This is a genomic window from Methylosinus sp. sav-2, from assembly GCF_004366495.1.
Classification (GTDB): domain Bacteria; phylum Pseudomonadota; class Alphaproteobacteria; order Rhizobiales; family Beijerinckiaceae; genus Methylosinus.
In genome coordinates, this window is sequence record NZ_SOEJ01000001.1 from 365,067 (window position 1) to 380,784 (window position 15,718).

10 protein-coding genes are annotated in these 15,718 nt (G+C 64.2%); 6 read left to right on the top strand and 4 right to left on the bottom strand.

Features of this window, described 5'->3' with window-relative positions; all coding sequences use genetic code 11:
* From EDE12_RS01730 to fdhF, 4 genes are all read right to left on the bottom strand, one after another.
* Complete coding sequence (locus EDE12_RS01730; protein WP_026599889.1) at window positions 1-2,331, bottom strand: polysaccharide biosynthesis tyrosine autokinase; 2,331 nt, start codon at window positions 2,329-2,331, stop codon at window positions 1-3.
* A gap of 36 nt (window positions 2,332-2,367) precedes the next feature.
* On the bottom strand, window positions 2,368-3,075 hold the full coding sequence (locus EDE12_RS01735) for a polysaccharide biosynthesis/export family protein (RefSeq protein WP_024878293.1): 708 nt from the start codon (window positions 3,073-3,075) through the stop codon (window positions 2,368-2,370).
* 102 nt (window positions 3,076-3,177) lie between these two features.
* The gene (locus EDE12_RS01740) at window positions 3,178-4,782 is read right to left on the bottom strand and encodes a sugar transferase (protein ID WP_245275831.1); all 1,605 of its coding nucleotides are present in this window, start codon (window positions 4,780-4,782) and stop codon (window positions 3,178-3,180) included.
* 356 nt (window positions 4,783-5,138) lie between these two features.
* Entirely contained in the window at window positions 5,139-8,009 is a 2,871-nt protein-coding gene (fdhF, locus tag EDE12_RS01745; RefSeq protein ID WP_026599888.1) for a formate dehydrogenase subunit alpha, read from the bottom strand.
* A 444-nt stretch (window positions 8,010-8,453) separates the two neighbouring features.
* Between fdhF and EDE12_RS01750 the strand changes: the two genes are divergently transcribed.
* The 6 genes from EDE12_RS01750 to EDE12_RS01775 all read left to right on the top strand — a co-directional run bounded on the left by EDE12_RS01750 (window position 8,454) and on the right by EDE12_RS01775 (window position 15,406).
* Window positions 8,454-9,503 carry an ABC transporter substrate-binding protein gene (locus tag EDE12_RS01750; RefSeq protein ID WP_026599887.1) on the top strand — a complete coding sequence of 350 codons (1,050 nt, stop codon included), beginning with the start codon at window positions 8,454-8,456 and terminating at the stop codon, window positions 9,501-9,503.
* 12 nt (window positions 9,504-9,515) lie between these two features.
* Window positions 9,516-10,514: an iron ABC transporter permease gene (locus tag EDE12_RS01755; RefSeq protein ID WP_026599886.1), complete on the top strand. Its 999-nt coding sequence runs from the start codon at window positions 9,516-9,518 to the stop codon at window positions 10,512-10,514.
* A gap of 136 nt (window positions 10,515-10,650) precedes the next feature.
* Window positions 10,651-11,463 carry an ABC transporter ATP-binding protein gene (locus tag EDE12_RS01760; RefSeq protein WP_026599885.1) on the top strand — a complete coding sequence of 271 codons (813 nt, stop codon included), beginning with the start codon at window positions 10,651-10,653 and terminating at the stop codon, window positions 11,461-11,463.
* Window positions 11,460-12,191, top strand: a complete 732-nt coding sequence (locus tag EDE12_RS01765; protein WP_026599884.1) for a hypothetical protein — start codon at window positions 11,460-11,462, stop codon at window positions 12,189-12,191. Before EDE12_RS01760 ends, EDE12_RS01765 begins: the two co-directional genes overlap by 4 nt.
* Entirely contained in the window at window positions 12,191-12,913 is a 723-nt protein-coding gene (locus EDE12_RS01770) for a hypothetical protein (protein WP_026599883.1), read from the top strand. The genes EDE12_RS01765 and EDE12_RS01770 overlap by 1 nt, the downstream gene beginning before the upstream one ends.
* 171 nt (window positions 12,914-13,084) lie before the next feature.
* Window positions 13,085-15,406, top strand: coding sequence for a TonB-dependent receptor (locus EDE12_RS01775; RefSeq protein ID WP_026599882.1), 2,322 nt, complete (start codon window positions 13,085-13,087; stop codon window positions 15,404-15,406).
* Window positions 15,407-15,718: the final 312 nt, after the last annotated feature.

A 15,718-nucleotide genomic window follows, 5' to 3' on the forward strand; every position in this document is an offset into this window, starting at 1 on the left:
TCACTGTTCCATCGTCGCGGAAATTGCGCGATCCTTTTGGTTTTTCGCTCCATAGCCGAAATATTCGCCGCCATAGGCAGGACCGTGGCCGTAAGCGTCGCCATAGGCGTAGCCATAAGAATGACCGACGTTGGTCGCGTCGAACTTATTCAGCAGGCAGCCGAGAATACGCGTGCGTGCGAAATCCAGCCGCTTGACCGCCGCACGGACGACGCGCCGGCGCGTGTGCATCGAATCGACCACGAACACAGCGCCATCCACTATGCTGCCGAGCAGGGGCGCGTCGGCGAGGCCCACGACCGGAGGACCATCGATGACGACAATGTCGAATTTCTCTCGCGCCAGCGCGAGCAGCGAGGCGAAGCGCGGTCCGGCCAAAAGCTCCGCGGGATTCGGCGGCACAGGACCGGACGACATGAAGGTGACGCCATAGATGAGATTTTCGGTGACGGCGGCGGAGGCGTCCAATGCCCCGGTCAGCACATTGGCGAGGCCGCTGCTGTTGTCGACGGAGAGTATGTCGTGCAACGACGGCTTGCGCATATCTGCATCGATCAGCAGCACCTGCATTCCGAGCTGCGCGAAATTGGCCGCGATGCAGACCGATGTCGTCGACTTGCCCTCTCCTGGCCGCGAGCTCGTGACGAGGAGCGTCTTGGGCGCGCCCGTGGCCGTCGAGAATTGCAGCGACGTCCGCAGCGAGCGATAGGCTTCCGCCATTGAGGACAGAGGATCGCCGATGACCTCGTTCGCGACAGAATAGGACGGGTCGCGGGCTTTCTCGTCATCCCGCCGCACGAGTGGAATGACGCCGAGCACGGTGAGGCCGAGCGCCTCCTCGATCTCTTCCGGAATCTTGAACGTATCGTCGAGAAATTCGCGCACCGCGATCGTCGCGACCGAGATGAGCAGGCCGAGGACAATGGCGAGGCCGAGATTCTTCAGCAGCCGCGGACTCGACGGGCTCTTCGGCCGCTCCGCCTTGTCGATGACCGAGACATTGTTGGTCCCGATCGCGCCGGTCACGCCGACCTCCTTATATTGCTGCAGCAGGCCGTCGTACAAGGACCGGTTGGTGTCGACCTCTCTTTGCAGAATAGTGTATTGAATGCTGCGATCCCGCAGATCGAGCGCATCTGCCTTCAGGCTTTCGATGCGCTTGAGGAACGACGATTCCTGATCGCGCGCGGCTTCATAGCGCGCCTTGATCGCCTGACGAATGAACTCGACGTGCTCCCTGATCTGGCGATCATATTCCGCGATCTGCGCCCGCAACTGCCTCATCTCTGGAAAGTCCGGCTTCATGACGCCGAGCTTGTCCTGATATTCCGCCATCAGCTCGGTGCGGCGTTCGCGGGCTTTCTGAATGCTCTTGTCGTCCAGCACCTGCGGCAATCCCAATCCGCTGCCGCTCTGCGCCTGCATCCACAGCTGCTCTTCCTTGATGCGCTGCGCCATGGCGGCGCCGAGGGAGTCGTTGAGCGATTTGAGATTGGCCCCGGTGATGGAGAGCTTGTCATCGACATTCACAATGCCTTCGCGTTGCGCATAGGCGACGAGCTGCTTCTCGGAGTCTTCCAATTTGAGCTTCACCTGCTGCAGCTTCTCCTCGAGGAAAGTGCGCGCATAGGCGGAGGCGCTGTAGCGGCGGTCCAGCGTCATCGCTACGAAATTCTCGGCGACCGCTGCGCTGACCTGCTGCGCGAGAATGGCGCTTTTGCTGCTGAAGCTGACCTTCACGATGCGCGACATCGGAATCGGCTGCACCGCAAGGCCTTTCAGCACGGCGTCGACCGCCAAGCGTCGCCTGCGGACATTTTCGGGCTCCTCCTCGCGTCGCTCGAACAGGCCTTGAAGCACGCGCCCGAGGAGAGAGACCTCCACATCGACGAAGCCCTTCTTGTCCGCGAGGGAGAGCGAGGACACGACGCGCTCGGCGAGCGCGTGACTCTTCAAAAGCTCGTATTGAGTCGTGTAGAATTGCGGATCGTCGGTTTTCTCCACCAGCGCGTCTTGAATGCGCACGACCTTCGCGGCCTCGCGATCGATCTGCATCGTCGTCGTCGCCGTATAGATTCGCGGCATCAGGAATGTGATGACGAAGGCGCAGAATATCGCGCCGGCGCAGATAGCGGCCACGAGAATGCGATACTTGATGAGCAAGCCGACATATTTGAGGAAGTTCGAGGCGCCGCTATTCTCGTCGAAGCTCGGCTGCCGTTCGTCACAAGGGGCAGAGTAGCGTCTGCCGGCGACGATCGCTCGCTCCGATTGCGTGGCGTCGAGAGCGACGGCAGACGCACCCGTCTCTGGCCTTTGATCCGCGCTCATTCCAAAAACGACCTTTCTAGCGTTGACTTTGGAGCGTCACCAAGGTCTCGCTCCGATGCTGAGCATTGCGGGGACCGCCGATTTGATGACTTGCACGCCTGTGCGCGCCAAGGATTCATCGACGACGATCGTGTCTCCGCCATAGACCAGCGGATCGGGCGCCTGGCCGGAACGAATGGCGGCGACGTCGAATTTCGCGCTGACGCGCCTTTGATCGGAGACGCGGATCAGCGTCACCGCTGAGTCGCCGACGTCATTGATCCCTTCCGCCATCGCCAGCGCTTGCAGCAGCGTGTTCTTGCCCTTGAGCGCATAGACGCCGGGCTTTTTGACCGCGCCTTCGACCGTCACGCGAAGCCCGACCGATTCTCTCACGAACACCGACACCTGCGGCGATTGCAGATATTTCGCCGCGAGCTTGCGCGTGAGCTCGGCTTCCAGCTCGCTCACCGTGCGACCTGCGGCGACGACTCCGCCGATCAAGGGAAAGGAGATGCGGCCATTGCCGTCGACCTGCGCCACGCGGCTGAGATTGGTAAAGCCGAATATGTTTATTTCCAGCACGTCCTGCGCGGAGATGCGATAATCGCTCTGTGTGAAATCCGTGTCGGCTCTCGCCGTGTCGGGCTCTGGAAGGCTGGCGGTGTAGGACGGGTCGACGCCCACGCCGACCTGCGGAGAGCATCCGGAAAGCGTGACGCAAATGGCGGCGAGCGCCGAAAATCGGAATAGACACACAATCATAATCTGGCCTTTGCTCCCGTGGGCGCGCATCCTCTGCTCGACCGAAACTCTTGTGAAAAAGGCTATCGAACAGCGCGCCGCGCGAAATCTCCGGCGCCTCGGTCAGCTGGGCTCGACGGCGCGATAGGGGTAATCCATCGCCACCGCGTCGAGCGCCGGTAGCCTCTCGGCGCGTTCCGCGACCGCGCGGCGACGGTCGCGCGGCGTCTCGCGCTCGCATGGGGCATCGCGACGCGATGCGGCATGCGCTGCAAACTCTTGGCGATACCAGCGGATCGCATGCTCGACCGCGCGTCCGTTCAGCTTCTCGCCGCCGAGCGCGACGAGCAGCGTCCCAATGACGATGTCGAGATCGAGCCGCGGGCCGGCGTGCTTGATGTACCAGAGGTCGAGCGCGTTTTTTTCTTCCGGCGTGACGATGGCGCCGCCATTGATCTGCGCCCAGCCGGTGACGCCCGGACGCACGCTGAGTCGCGGTCCCGGATCCTCGGGCTGATCCTGCGGCAAGAGCGGCCGCGGGCCGATGAGCGACATTTGGCCCGCGATCACATTATAGAGCTGCGGAATTTCGTCGAGGCGGCTCGCGCGGATGATGCGGCCGATGCGGGATAGACGCTGCTCCTCCGGCGCCGGACGGCCCTTGTCGTCGAAAGGCGCGCGATAGGTACGGAACTTATAGAGCAAGAATTTCTGGCCGTTCTTGCCGATTCGCTGCTGCCAGAACAATATGGGCGCGCCGACATCGATAAAGACGACATAGGCGACGCAGATCGCGAGTGGAAAGGCTGCGACGAGCAGCAGGCTCGCGGCGCAAATGTCGATGACGGGCTTCGCCTTGAAGTATGCGGGCGTCTCGAACGTCTCGATCGCGCCGAGCTCCTGCGCCGCGGCGGGCGGCGCAGCGATGAAGTTCCACGCTTCCGTTATGCAGTGGATCGGCACGCCGCGCGCCGCGCATTGCGCCTCGACCGTAGCGAGAAGATCGGCGGGCAGGAAGGTCATGTCCTCGGCGCGCCACACCTCGTCGACTTCGACGCCATGGACGGCGTATTCGTCGATGACGGCGCCGATGTCGCTGGGGTCGCCGACGATGGAGACGCCGGCGATCTTGCGGCCGAGGAGCGCTGGGCGCGCGTCGAGCGCAGCGACGATCTGGGTCGTGCGCGGCCGCAGATAATCCGTCAATTTGATCGCCGCCGAGGCGAAGCGATCGACGCCGACGACGATCACGCGGCGCAATTCGGCCTCGGCCTCCGCGCTGTCGAGCTCGTGCTTGCGCGAGAGATCCTTGTGAAGCGCGCGCATCGTCATGCGCGTGGCGATCATGCCCGCGACGAGCACCAATCCGAAGATCAAGGGCGTCGAACGCGGCACGCCTTCGAAGCGCGTGAGCGCGAGAAGAATGGCCGAGCTGGAAGCGACCGCGCAAGCGGTGGCGCCGCAGAGGGCGAAGGCGTCGCGCAGGGAGAAGAACTGCCCCATGCGATCGCTCAGCCGAAAGGCGAGGATCATGACGATGGCGCAGCCTGCGGAGATGACCGCATATTGATAAGGCGCTGGAAATGCCGCCGGAAAATCGCCGGGGTCGAGCAGCAGAGGATCGCGCAGAGCGAGCGCGATAATCGGCGCGATGATCGCCGACAGAAGATCGGCGGGCTCGATACGAAAACGAATGCGGTCTCTCGATGCTGGCGAAGCCAATCGCATGGCGCAAATTCTCCGATCGCGATCGGAAACTGGCGTGCATTTTTCGAAAAGTCACTCCGGGCTGGCGTCTAAGGCCAATGACGGACGCACGCATCTGCGCAAGCGCGCGGACGCGTGCGCACAATCGCGAAAAGGCCAGAAAATCATTGTCGGAAGGTGTGGCGCAGTCGCCGCGAAAGACACGCGGGATGACGCCGGCGGCGCGTCTGGAGCCGCGGGAAAATTCGGCGCGCGGAGGCGCCGAGCGAGCGAGTCGTTTGTGGATAAGCTCGCTGGCGCAGCCTGCGAACGCGACCGCCTCGCCGCTCGAGCGGCGAGGCTGGATGATCGGCGAAGATCGCGCGGCTAGATCAGCGCTACTCGCCAGCGGCCGCGATCTGTCGGCTCTTCTCCGACATTTCGCGATAGCGCTCCTGCCATTCGGTGGGGCCGTTGGAAGGCGAGACCTGCACCGCCGTCACCTTATATTCCGGACAATTGGTCGCCCAATCGGAATTGTCGGTGGTGACGACATTGGTCTGGCAGAGAGGATGGTGGAAGGTGGTGTAGACGACGCCGGGCGCGACGCGATCGGTGATCTTGGCATGCAGCGTCGTCTCGCCGGCGCGGCTCTGCACGCGCACCCAATCGCCCTCGCGCACGCCGCGCACCTCGGCGTCATGCGGATGGAGCTCCAGCACATCCTCGGGATGCCATTGGCTGTTCTCGGTGCGGCGCGTCTGCGCGCCGACATTATATTGGGAGAGTATGCGCCCCGTCGTCAGCAACAGCGGGAAGCGCGGCCCGGTGCGCTCCTCCGTCGGCACATATTCGGTGATGACGAACTTGCCCTTGCCGCGCGCGAATTTGTCTATGTGCATGATCGGCATGCCTTCCGGCGACAGATCATTGCAGGGCCATTGCACCGAGCCCACCTCGTCGAGCTTGGCGTAGGAGACATGCGCGAAGGAAGGCGTGAGCTTGGCGATCTCGTCCATGATCTCGCTCGGATGCGAGTAGCTCCAATTGCAGCCGAGCGCATTGGCGAAGAGCTGCGTCGCCTCCCAATCGGCATAGCGCGCCTTGGGGCTCATCACGCGGCGCACGCGCTGAATGCGCCGCTCGGCGTTGATGAAGACGCCGTCCTTCTCGAGGAAGCTTGCTCCGGGCAGGAAGACATGCGCGTAATTGGCGGTCTCGTTGAGGAAGAGATCCTGCACCACGAGACATTCCAGCGCGCCGAGACCGGCGGAGACATGCTTTATGTCCGGGTCCGACTGCAGAATATCCTCGCCCTGCACATAGAGGCCCTTGAACACGCCATCGACGGCGGCGTCGAACATATTGGGAATGCGCAGGCCCGGCTCGCCGTCCAGCGGAACGCCCCAGGCCTCCTCGAACAGCTTGCGCACATTGTCGTCGGAGACATGGCGATAGCCGGGGAACTCATGCGGGAAGGAGCCCATGTCGCAGGAGCCCTGCACATTGTTCTGGCCGCGCAGCGGATTGACGCCGACGCCGGGGCGGCCGAGATTGCCGGTCGCCATGGCGAGATTGGCGATGGCCATCACCGTGGTCGAGCCCTGGCTGTGCTCGGTGACGCCGAGGCCATAATAAATGGTGGCGTTGCCGCCCGTGGCGTAGAGACGCGCGGCGCCGCGCACGAGATGCGCGGGAACGCCGGTGAATTTCTCCACCGCCTCGGGGCTGTTGTTCTCCTCGCCGACAAAGGCGGCCCATTCCAAATACTCGTCCCAATCGCAACGCTCGCGCACAAAGGCCTCATTCACGAGCCCCTCTTTCACCACCACATGGGCGAGAGCGGTGACGATGGCGACATTGGTTCCCGGCCGCAGCGGCAGATGGAAGGCCGCGCGGATGTGGGGCGAGCGCACCAGCTCCGTGCGGCGCGGATCGACGACGATGAGCTTGGCGCCCTCGCGAATACGCCGCTTGATCTGCGAGCCGACCACCGGATGCGCGTCGGTCGGATTGCAGCCGATGATGAGAATGACATCCGCCTCGGCGACCGAGTCGAAATCCTGCGTGCCGGCGGAGGTGCCGAAGGCTTGGCTGAGGCCATAGCCGGTCGGCGAATGGCAGACGCGCGCGCAAGTGTCGACATTATTATTGCCGAAGCCGCTGCGGATGAGCTTCTGCACGAGGAAAGTCTCCTCGCTGGTGCAGCGCGAGGAGGTGATGCCGCCCACAGCGAGCCGGCCGTATTTCGCCTGAATGCGCTTGAACTCGGAGGCGGCGTGGGAGATCGCCTCCTCCCATGACACTTCGCGCCAGGGGTCGGTGATCTTCTCGCGGATCATCGGGCTGGTCACGCGATCGCGATGCAGCGCATAGCCATAGGCGAAGCGGCCCTTGATGCAGCTGTGGCCGTGATTGGCCTTGCCGTCCTTCCAAGGGACCATGCGCACGATCTCCTCGCCGCGCATCTCCGCCTTGAAGGCGCAGCCGACGCCGCAATAGGCGCAAGTGGTGACGGCGGAATGTTCCGGCTGGCCGATGGCCACGACGGAATTCTCGGTGAGCGTCGCCGTGGGGCAGGCCTGCACACAGGCGCCGCAGGAGACGCATTCCGACTCCATGAAGGCCTCGCCGGCGCCGGGCGAGACGCGGCTGTCGAAGCCGCGGCCTTCGATCGTCAGCGCGAATGTGCCTTGCACTTCCTGGCAGGCGCGCACGCAGCGATTGCAGACGATGCATTTGGCGGGATCATAGGTGAAATAAGGATTGGATTTGTCCTTGGGCTTCCAATCCTCATTGCGGCGGCCTTCGAGGCGCGCCGTCACATGGTTACGCCCGCTATAGCCATAGCGCACCTCGCGCAGGCTCACCGCGCCAGCCATGGACTGCAGCTCGCAATCGCCATTGGCCGGGCAGGTGAGACAGTCGAGAGGATGGTCCGAAATATAGAGCTCCATTATGCCGCGGCGGATGGAGTCGAGCCGCGGCGAGAAGGTCTTCACCGCAATGCCGGGCATGACCGGCGTGGTGCAGGAGGCGGAGAGATTGCCGCGCCCTTCGATCTCTATGAGGCAGAGACGGCAGGAGCCGAAAGAATGGAGATTGTCGGAGGCGCAGAGCTTTGGGATTTCAATGCCGATCTGCATCGCCGCGCGCATGATCGACGTGCCTTCCGGCGCGGTGATCTCCGTCCCGTCGATGGTCAGAGTGACTTCCTTCTCGGAGCGGGAAGCCGGCGTTCCATAGTCGATTTCCTTGATGAGGCTCATGATTCTGGTCCCCGCGAGGCCGGAAGGATTCGATATAGTATAATTACATAACGATCGACAGGGAGGTTTTTGTCAATATCCGCATATCGTCGCTCGATAGGCGAAGCCTATAATCTCGTCCAGATGACCGCCGATACGCGGGAATGGCCGCAGCTGTTCAAAAGCATATGCGCCGAATATATCGATATGAAAGACGATGGCCGAGGGCGCTCGGTGCGAGCCTGAAGGCTCGCGATCCAATCCCCGCCCCGGACCGCGAGCCTTCCGGCTCGCTCTTTTCCGACGATCGGCCGAACAGCAGGCCGCCGCCTCGAAAAGGACAGGCGAGGCTAGAATTTGGCCTTGCGCGGCGCAGCCTTCGGTCTCTATGGTCGCTATCTATATAAGATGCATATATATCGTATGCGTCTTCCCGCCATCGCCGAAGGTCGAAAGGCCTCGCCCATGCCCTCGACGCATCGCTTCGTCCGGAACAGCTTCCTCTGCGCCCTGCTGGCGCTGCTCGCGCTCGCGGGTCCGGCGCGCGCCGGCGAAATGCGCGAGGTCACGGACATGGCCGGCCGCAAGGTCGTGATCCCGGCCGATCCCAAGCGCATCTTCGGCGCGGCTCCGCCGGTGGCGGTGACGCTCTACGCCATAGCGCCGGAGCGGCTCATCGGCATCAATGTGCCGATGCGCGGCGACGAGAAATCTCTCTATCGCAAGGAAGCGCTCGATCTGCCCGTGCTCGGCAGCAATGCGGGCATGGGCCGCCAGCTCAATCTCGAGGAGATTGCGACGATGCGCCCCGATCTCATCATCGCCTGGCTCGGCTTCTATCAGGAGAAGGCGAAAGTCGTGGAGAGCTTCGCCAAGATCGGCGTTCCGGTGATCTTCTTGAAGCTCGACACGCTGGACGATTATGCCGACGCTTTCGCCTTTCTCGGACAGATCGTCGGACGCGAGGCGAAAGCCGCCGAAATGTCCGCCTATATTCGCGACGCGCTTCTCCGCGTGCGCAAGGCGACCGCCGATATTCCGCCGGCGGAGCGGCTGCGCGTCTATTACGCCGAATCCGCCGACGGGCTCGCGACCGATTGCGATAAGAGCTTCCATACGGAGCCGATCGTCATTGCGGCGGGCGACAATATCTATCATTGCGAGCAGAGCTCGCATGTCGGCATGGACAAGATCAGCGTCGAGCAGATCGTCGCGCTGAAGCCGTCGCTGATATTGACGCAGGACAAGAGCTTCGCGGCCCTCGCCAAGAGCAGCGCGCTCTGGCGCAATGTGGAGGCGGTGAAGAACGGCCGCATCGTCACCGTGCCGCATGCGCCCTTCAACTGGCTGGATCGTCCGCCGAGCTATATGCGCGCGCTCGGAATTCAATGGCTGGCCAATCTCTTCTATCCGGCCCGCTTTCCGCTCGACGTGAAGGACGAGACCAAAAAATTCTATCGGCTCTTTCTCGGCGTTGATATTTCCGACGCCGATTTCACCCGCATAATGGAATGAGCGACGGTTCCGATGCGCCTCGCCCTTCTGCCCTTCCTCCTGCTGGCGGTCGTTGTTCTGGCTCTCTCGGTCGGACGCTATCCGCTCGCGCCAGGGGATATTTTCGCCTATCTCGGCGCCGTGCTGGGGCTCGTCGAGCTTTCCCCGGAGCGTTTCGATCTCCTGCATAATCTCATCGTGGAGATTCGCCTGCCGCGCGTGCTGGCGGCGGGGCTCATCGGCGCCGCGCTCTCGGCCTCGGGCGCGTCCTTCCAGGCGGTGTTCCGCAATCCGCTGGTCTCGCCGGGCATTCTCGGCGTGCTGGGCGGCGCCGGCTTCGGCGCGGCGCTCGGCATTCTGCTCTCCGGCGATTTTCTCACCATTCAGCTCTCCGCTTTCGCAATGGGGCTGGTCGCGGTCGGCGTCGGCGTCATCGTCGCCAATCTCTTCGGCGCCGCCTCCATGGTGACTCTGGTGCTCGGCGGCATGATCTCCGGCGCGCTGTTCACCTCGGCGCTGTCGCTCGTCAAATATGCCGCCGATCCTTACGATCAGCTGCCCGCGATCGTCTATTGGATGATGGGGAGCCTCGGCGCCGTCGATCTGAAGCAATTGCGCGGCGCCGCTCTGCCCATCCTCGCCGGCGTCGGCGCTCTGGCGGCGGCGGGCCGCGCGCTGGATGCGCTCTCTATGGGCGATGACGAGGCGCGCTCGCTCGGCGTGCCGGTGCATGCGACGCGCTATGGCGTCATCATCGCGGCGACTCTGGTCTCCTCGCTGTCCGTCTCGCTCGCCGGCATGATCGGCTGGGTCGGGCTGGTCGTGCCGCATGTGGCGCGGCTCGCCATAGGGCCGACCAACAGCCGGCTGCTGCCGGCGAGCGCGCTGCTGGGCGCGACCTTTCTCATCGCCGCCGATTGCGTGGCCCGCAACATCACCCGCGCTGAGATACCGATCGGCGTCGTCACCGAATTGCTCGGCATACCGGCTTTCATCCTCGTGCTCGGCCGGGCGCGGAGGGCCTGGGCGTGAGGAGGAGGGCAGTGGAGCGCCCCCTCCTCGACGCTCGCCCGCAGCGCGGGAGAGGGGGCGCCAGCGATAGGCGCGCGCGCCGTCTCGAAGAGGCGCGACGCCTGCCCCCTCTCCCGCATCGCCGAGAGGCCGTATCGTGAGAGCGCCGTCTGCGACCGCGCAGCTGCGCGGCGTCGATCTGCATTTTTCGCGCGGCAAGCGCAGCGTGCTCAATGGCGCGACGCTCGGCTTCGGGACTGGCGAGATCGTCGCCCTGCTCGGCGCCAATGGCGCGGGCAAGAGCACATTGTTTCGCCTGCTGCTCGGCTTTCTCACGGCGAGCAGCGGCGAGGTTCGGCTCGACGGCCTCCAGCTCTCCTCCTTTTCGCGACGCGAGATCGCCAAGCGCGTCGCCTATGTGCCGCAGGGACATGTCACGCCTTTTCCCTATACGGTGCGCGAGGTGGTCACGCTCGGCCGCCTGCCGGAGACGGGCCTGCTGCGCGCGCCCCGCGCCGAGGATCGCGAGATCGTCGAAAGCGTCATCGCGCGGCTCGGCATGGAGCGGCTGATCGACCGGCCCTATACGGAGATTTCCGGCGGCGAGCGGCAGCTCACGCTCATCGCCCGCGCGCTGGCGCAAGGCGCGCGCCTTTTGGTGATGGACGAGCCGGCGACAGGGCTCGACTATGGCTATCAGCTGCGGCTGATGCGGCATTTGTCCGATCTTACCGCCGACGGCCATGGCGTGCTGGTCAGCACCCATCATCCCGAACATGCGATGCAGCTGGCGACGCGCATCGCCATTTTGAACGAGGGCCGCATAGAGGCCGATGGCGCGCCGCAGGCGGTGGTGACGGCGGAGCGCATCTCGCGCCTCTATGGCGTCGAGGTGGCGGTGTTCGACGATCCTTTCGGCGCACGGCGGCTCGCGCCCATCGCCGGGCGGAATGGAAGGGCCGAAGGATGAAGCTTTATATGGGCTTCGACGACACCGACGTCGCCGGAGCGAAGATCGGCACCGGCCGGCTGGTGCGCATGTTCGAGCGCAAGCTCCCGGAAGGCGCGCGGCTCTGGGGCGCGCTGCGCCATCAATTGCTCGTCGATCCGCGCATTCCCTTCACCTCGCACAACAGCCCGGCCTGCGCCGTGGTGGAGATAGAGGACGAGGCGCTGGTCCCTGTGCTCGCCGCCCGCGCCATCGCCCATATCGCCGAGCTGGCCAGCGACGGCTCCGACCCTGGCCTCTGCATCGCGCGGGAGACCGACGATCTTTCCGAGATCATCGCATTCGGCCTCTCCTGCACGCATGAGATCGAGACGCAGGATCATGCGAGAGCGGTGGCCGCCCGCGCTGGCGTCGAGCTGCTCGGCCTCGGCGGAACCAATGACGGAATCATCGGCGCGCTGGCCGCCGTCGGCCTCACCGCCTATGGCTGGTGCGGCCGCTTTCTGGAATATGGAAGGCTGCGCCGCCTGCCCGATCCGATCTCTGTGGCGGCGCTGGCCGAGGCCGGCATAGAAGCGGCCGCGATCGACAAATATGCGCGCGCGCTCGATCCAGAGGCGCTGATTCATACGGGCGGCTGGCTATCGCCGCGGCTCTGGGGCGGGCGCGCCGTCGCGCCGGTGGAGGAGAAAGACGGCCGCCTCATCGCCATAGGCAAGCGCCCACGCGACGCCGAGGTCGCCGACTGATGCGCATCCTCATCGGCATGGACGACACAGACGGCGCCGGCTGGGCGGCCAGCACGGCGCGGCTGGCGCGCGAATTCGGCGACACGCTCGCGAGCGAGACGCGCTTCATCGGCTCGGTCGGCCATATTCTCTTTTCCGGCGTGACGGCGACGACCAATAACAAGGCCTCCTGCCTCGTCGTCGAGAGCGAGCGCGCCGATGCGGCGGATTTTCTGCTCGCCCAGGCCGCCGCCTATGTGGAAGCCAATGCGGCGCCCTCCAGCGCGCCGGGAATCGTCGTGGCCGGCGCGGAGGCGGAAGCGCTCATCGACTTCGGCCGCGCCGCCAGCCGGCGCGAGATTCGCCCCGAGGAGCTGCCGCCCTTGATCGAAGGGCTGCGCGTCGCCGGCCTGCGCGGAGGGCGCGGCCTCATCGGCGCAGCGGCTGCGGTGGGGCTGACGGCGCGCGGGTGGTCCGGACGCTGGCTCGAATTCGGCGGGCTGCGCCGGCTCGACCGCGCCGTGCAGGCGCGAGAGCTCAGAGCGCTCGGCATTTTCCTCGTCTCGCTGGAGACGGACGCCGAGGCGCCCGCGCCCGACGATTGGATCGACACACATGGCCGGCTACGGCCGCAGCTCGCCGCCGGCCGCGCCGTCCTGCCCTTGCGCCGCATCGGCGAGGGCATGTGGGAGGCGGCGACAGGGGAGGCGGCCGACGCCGCGCCGGCGAAGAAATCTCGATAGCTAGAGAAATTACATATATTCTATATCGAGATATATGGCGTTAGATGCATCGCTTTGCCGATATAATGGACTTGCCGCCACGCTCACGCCTATTTACGTAATTGCGTTACATCACGAATCGAGCGGCGGGCGAGCGGCGCGTCGGCCGAGGGCGGTGAAAGGCTGACAGCAATGACGATGTTCGCGCGCAAGAGACGCGGCTCCTCCCTTCTTCTCGGCGGCGCGTCCTTGGCCGCGCTGCTCGGCGCCGCCCATGGCGCCGGCGCGCAGAGCTTCACCCCGCTGCCGGAAATCTCGATCGGCCCGGCGCCCGCCGCGCCGAAGAAAAAGCCCGAGAGCTCCATTCTCGGCTCGGCCTCCGATAGCTCGACCGCCTATGCCGCGGATGCGCGCGGGCTCGATCTCGCCAGCGGCGGCGGCGGCTCCAACCCGATCCGCGGCATCTCCTGGCTGCCCTCCGTCGATGCGCCGGCCATCGATCCCTACGGCCTCGCCAATCTTCCCGGCGGCAACAAAGGCCTGCGCATTCGCGGCGAGGTCAGCCAGCACGGCAACAGCATCGGCACGGTGGAGGGACTGCCGCTCTCCGGCATCAATCCCGGCCCCGGCGTCACTTGGCTCATCGACAATGAGAATCTGAGCAAGATCGTGCTGCGGCAGGGTCCAATGCCCTCCGATGTGAACTCCTATTTCACCGTCGGCGGCAGCTTCGACAGCCGCCTGCGCTGGCCGGCGGAGAAATTCGGCGGCGAGATTTCGCAAAGCGTCGGATCCTTCTCCTTTCTGCGCACTTTCGCCCGCATCGACTCGGGCGAGATTTTGAACGGCACGACCAAGCTCTTTGTCTCCGGCTCCTTCACCGACGCCGACAAATGGCGCGGCTCCGGCAAGGACCCGCAGGGCAAATCGGGCTTTGCGGTCGGCATAGACACCAAGCCCGTCGATGGGCTGGAGGCGAAATTCTTCGTCGCCAAGAGCAGCTTCGACCAGCACAGCTATCAGGGACTGAATTATCAGCAGGCGAGCAATCTCGGCGCCTTCCGCCGCTATGATTTCGCCGCCTATCCAGGCCCGACGACGGCCAGCCAGATCAATTACTACGGCTATAATCTCCAGCATTTCGACTCTTGGACCGCATTCGGCGATATCGCGATAGAGGTCGACAAGACGACGCGCTTCGTCTTCAAGCCCTATTATTTCCGCGAGGACGGCTATTATCTCGACGGTCAGGCCAATGGCCGCATCCGCAAATGGATCATCGACCACGACATGTGGGGCGTGGTGAGCGAATTGCAGACGCGCGTGCTGGATACGGACGCCAAGCTCGGCTTCTGGCATGGCGTGCAAAATCCCCCCGGACCGCCGACGGCCTGGGAAGTCTTCGCCCCCAATGCGGGCGGCGGCCTCATCAATCCGAGCTGGGCGATCCTCGGCAAGCAGACCGCGCCGCATGTGTTCGATTCCGCCTATGGAATCGCGAGCCGCGACTTCGGTCCGCTGCATATGGAGGCGGGCGCGCGCTATATTTGGGAACGCATGGCGGGCATAGACGCCTATAATTCGACCGGCATAGGCGATGTGCCCTATGACACGGCGCTGGCGCTCTCCTCCGGAGTCATCGCCAATCGCAGCGTCAAGCCCTTCACCATCGGCACTTTTCTGCCCTTCGGCGCGCTCACCTATCGGCTGACCGACGATCTATTGCTGAAATTCAGCGGCGGCGGCGGCTATGGCGGACCGGGCTATGACGCCTGGCCGGTGTTCCAGCAGAATTCGGCGACCTTCCTCGCCAAGGGAATCACCGCCGATCAATTCTGGCATTCGATGAAGCCGGAGACCTCGACGCAGCTCGATCTCGGCCTGCGCTGGTCCTTCGACGGCGCCTATGGCTCGGGCTATGTGGAGCCGACGGTCTATTACTCGCGCAACCACAATAAGCTCGTCTCTTACGATCCCGGCATAGGCACGCAATATGGCGCCAATGTCGGCGAGAGCCAGAATTACGGCGCGCAGGCCGTCGTCCATTATTCCCCGCTCGAGAGCGTCTCTCTCTTCGCTTCGCTCGGCTATCAGCGCGCCGAATTCGTCGAAGACCTGCCGCTGCTGCCCGGCGCCTCCGCGGCCAATTATTGGTCGACGCGGGTGAAGGGCAAGCAATTGCCGGACGTGCCCTATTTCATCTCGACGATCGGCGGCGATCTGCGCATAGAGGAATTCACCATCACGCCGATCCTGCATATCGTCGGCTCGCGCGCGGGCGACACATCCGGCTATCAGCCGCTCGCCGGCTATTCCACATTCGATCTCACCGTGAAATACGAGCACAAGATCGACTGGGGAACGATCACCGCCAGCGTCACCTGCATGAATATGTTCGACACCGCCTATATCGGCCAGATCAGCAGCGGCTATTATCAGCAGACGTCGGCCAACGGCATTTATTACCCGGGCGCGCCGCGCACCGTGCTGGCCAAGGTCGGCTTCAAATTCTGAACCCGCCCCCCGCCGCCGACGCGACCAGAGCCCCGCCGGCGCGCGTCGCCCTCGCCCCCGCGACGTCATGGCCGGGCTTGTCCCGGCCATCCACGCCCGGACGCCGAGGCGTCTTAGAAATTTGGTGTGGCGCCGAAGCTACGGTGGCGCCAATCGCGAGATCAAATCCGTCGATAGCGGACGCTTTCATTCGGTTTCTCAGTGGCTTGGCGTGGATGGCCGGGACAAGCCCGGCCATGACGGCGTAGCATACGCAATATGTGAACCCGATAGCGACGCGCGTCGGCGGGAGGTAAGGCTTACTTAACCATA

What these genes read in the sequence shown, in the direction of transcription:
- EDE12_RS01730 (WP_026599889.1), bottom strand. Translation starts at nt 2,331, where the DNA reads ATGAGCGCGGATCAAAGGCCAGAGACGGGTGCGTCTGCCGTCGCTCTC.
- EDE12_RS01735 (WP_024878293.1), bottom strand. Translation starts at nt 3,075, where the DNA reads ATGATTGTGTGTCTATTCCGATTTTCGGCGCTCGCCGCCATTTGCGTC.
- EDE12_RS01740 (WP_245275831.1), bottom strand. Translation starts at nt 4,782, where the DNA reads ATGCGATTGGCTTCGCCAGCATCGAGAGACCGCATTCGTTTTCGTATC.
- fdhF (WP_026599888.1), bottom strand. Translation starts at nt 8,009, where the DNA reads ATGAGCCTCATCAAGGAAATCGACTATGGAACGCCGGCTTCCCGCTCC.
- EDE12_RS01750 (WP_026599887.1), top strand. Translation starts at nt 8,454, where the DNA reads ATGCCCTCGACGCATCGCTTCGTCCGGAACAGCTTCCTCTGCGCCCTG.
- EDE12_RS01755 (WP_026599886.1), top strand. Translation starts at nt 9,516, where the DNA reads ATGCGCCTCGCCCTTCTGCCCTTCCTCCTGCTGGCGGTCGTTGTTCTG.
- EDE12_RS01765 (WP_026599884.1), top strand. Translation starts at nt 11,460, where the DNA reads ATGAAGCTTTATATGGGCTTCGACGACACCGACGTCGCCGGAGCGAAG.
- EDE12_RS01770 (WP_026599883.1), top strand. Translation starts at nt 12,191, where the DNA reads ATGCGCATCCTCATCGGCATGGACGACACAGACGGCGCCGGCTGGGCG.
- EDE12_RS01775 (WP_026599882.1), top strand. Translation starts at nt 13,085, where the DNA reads ATGACGATGTTCGCGCGCAAGAGACGCGGCTCCTCCCTTCTTCTCGGC.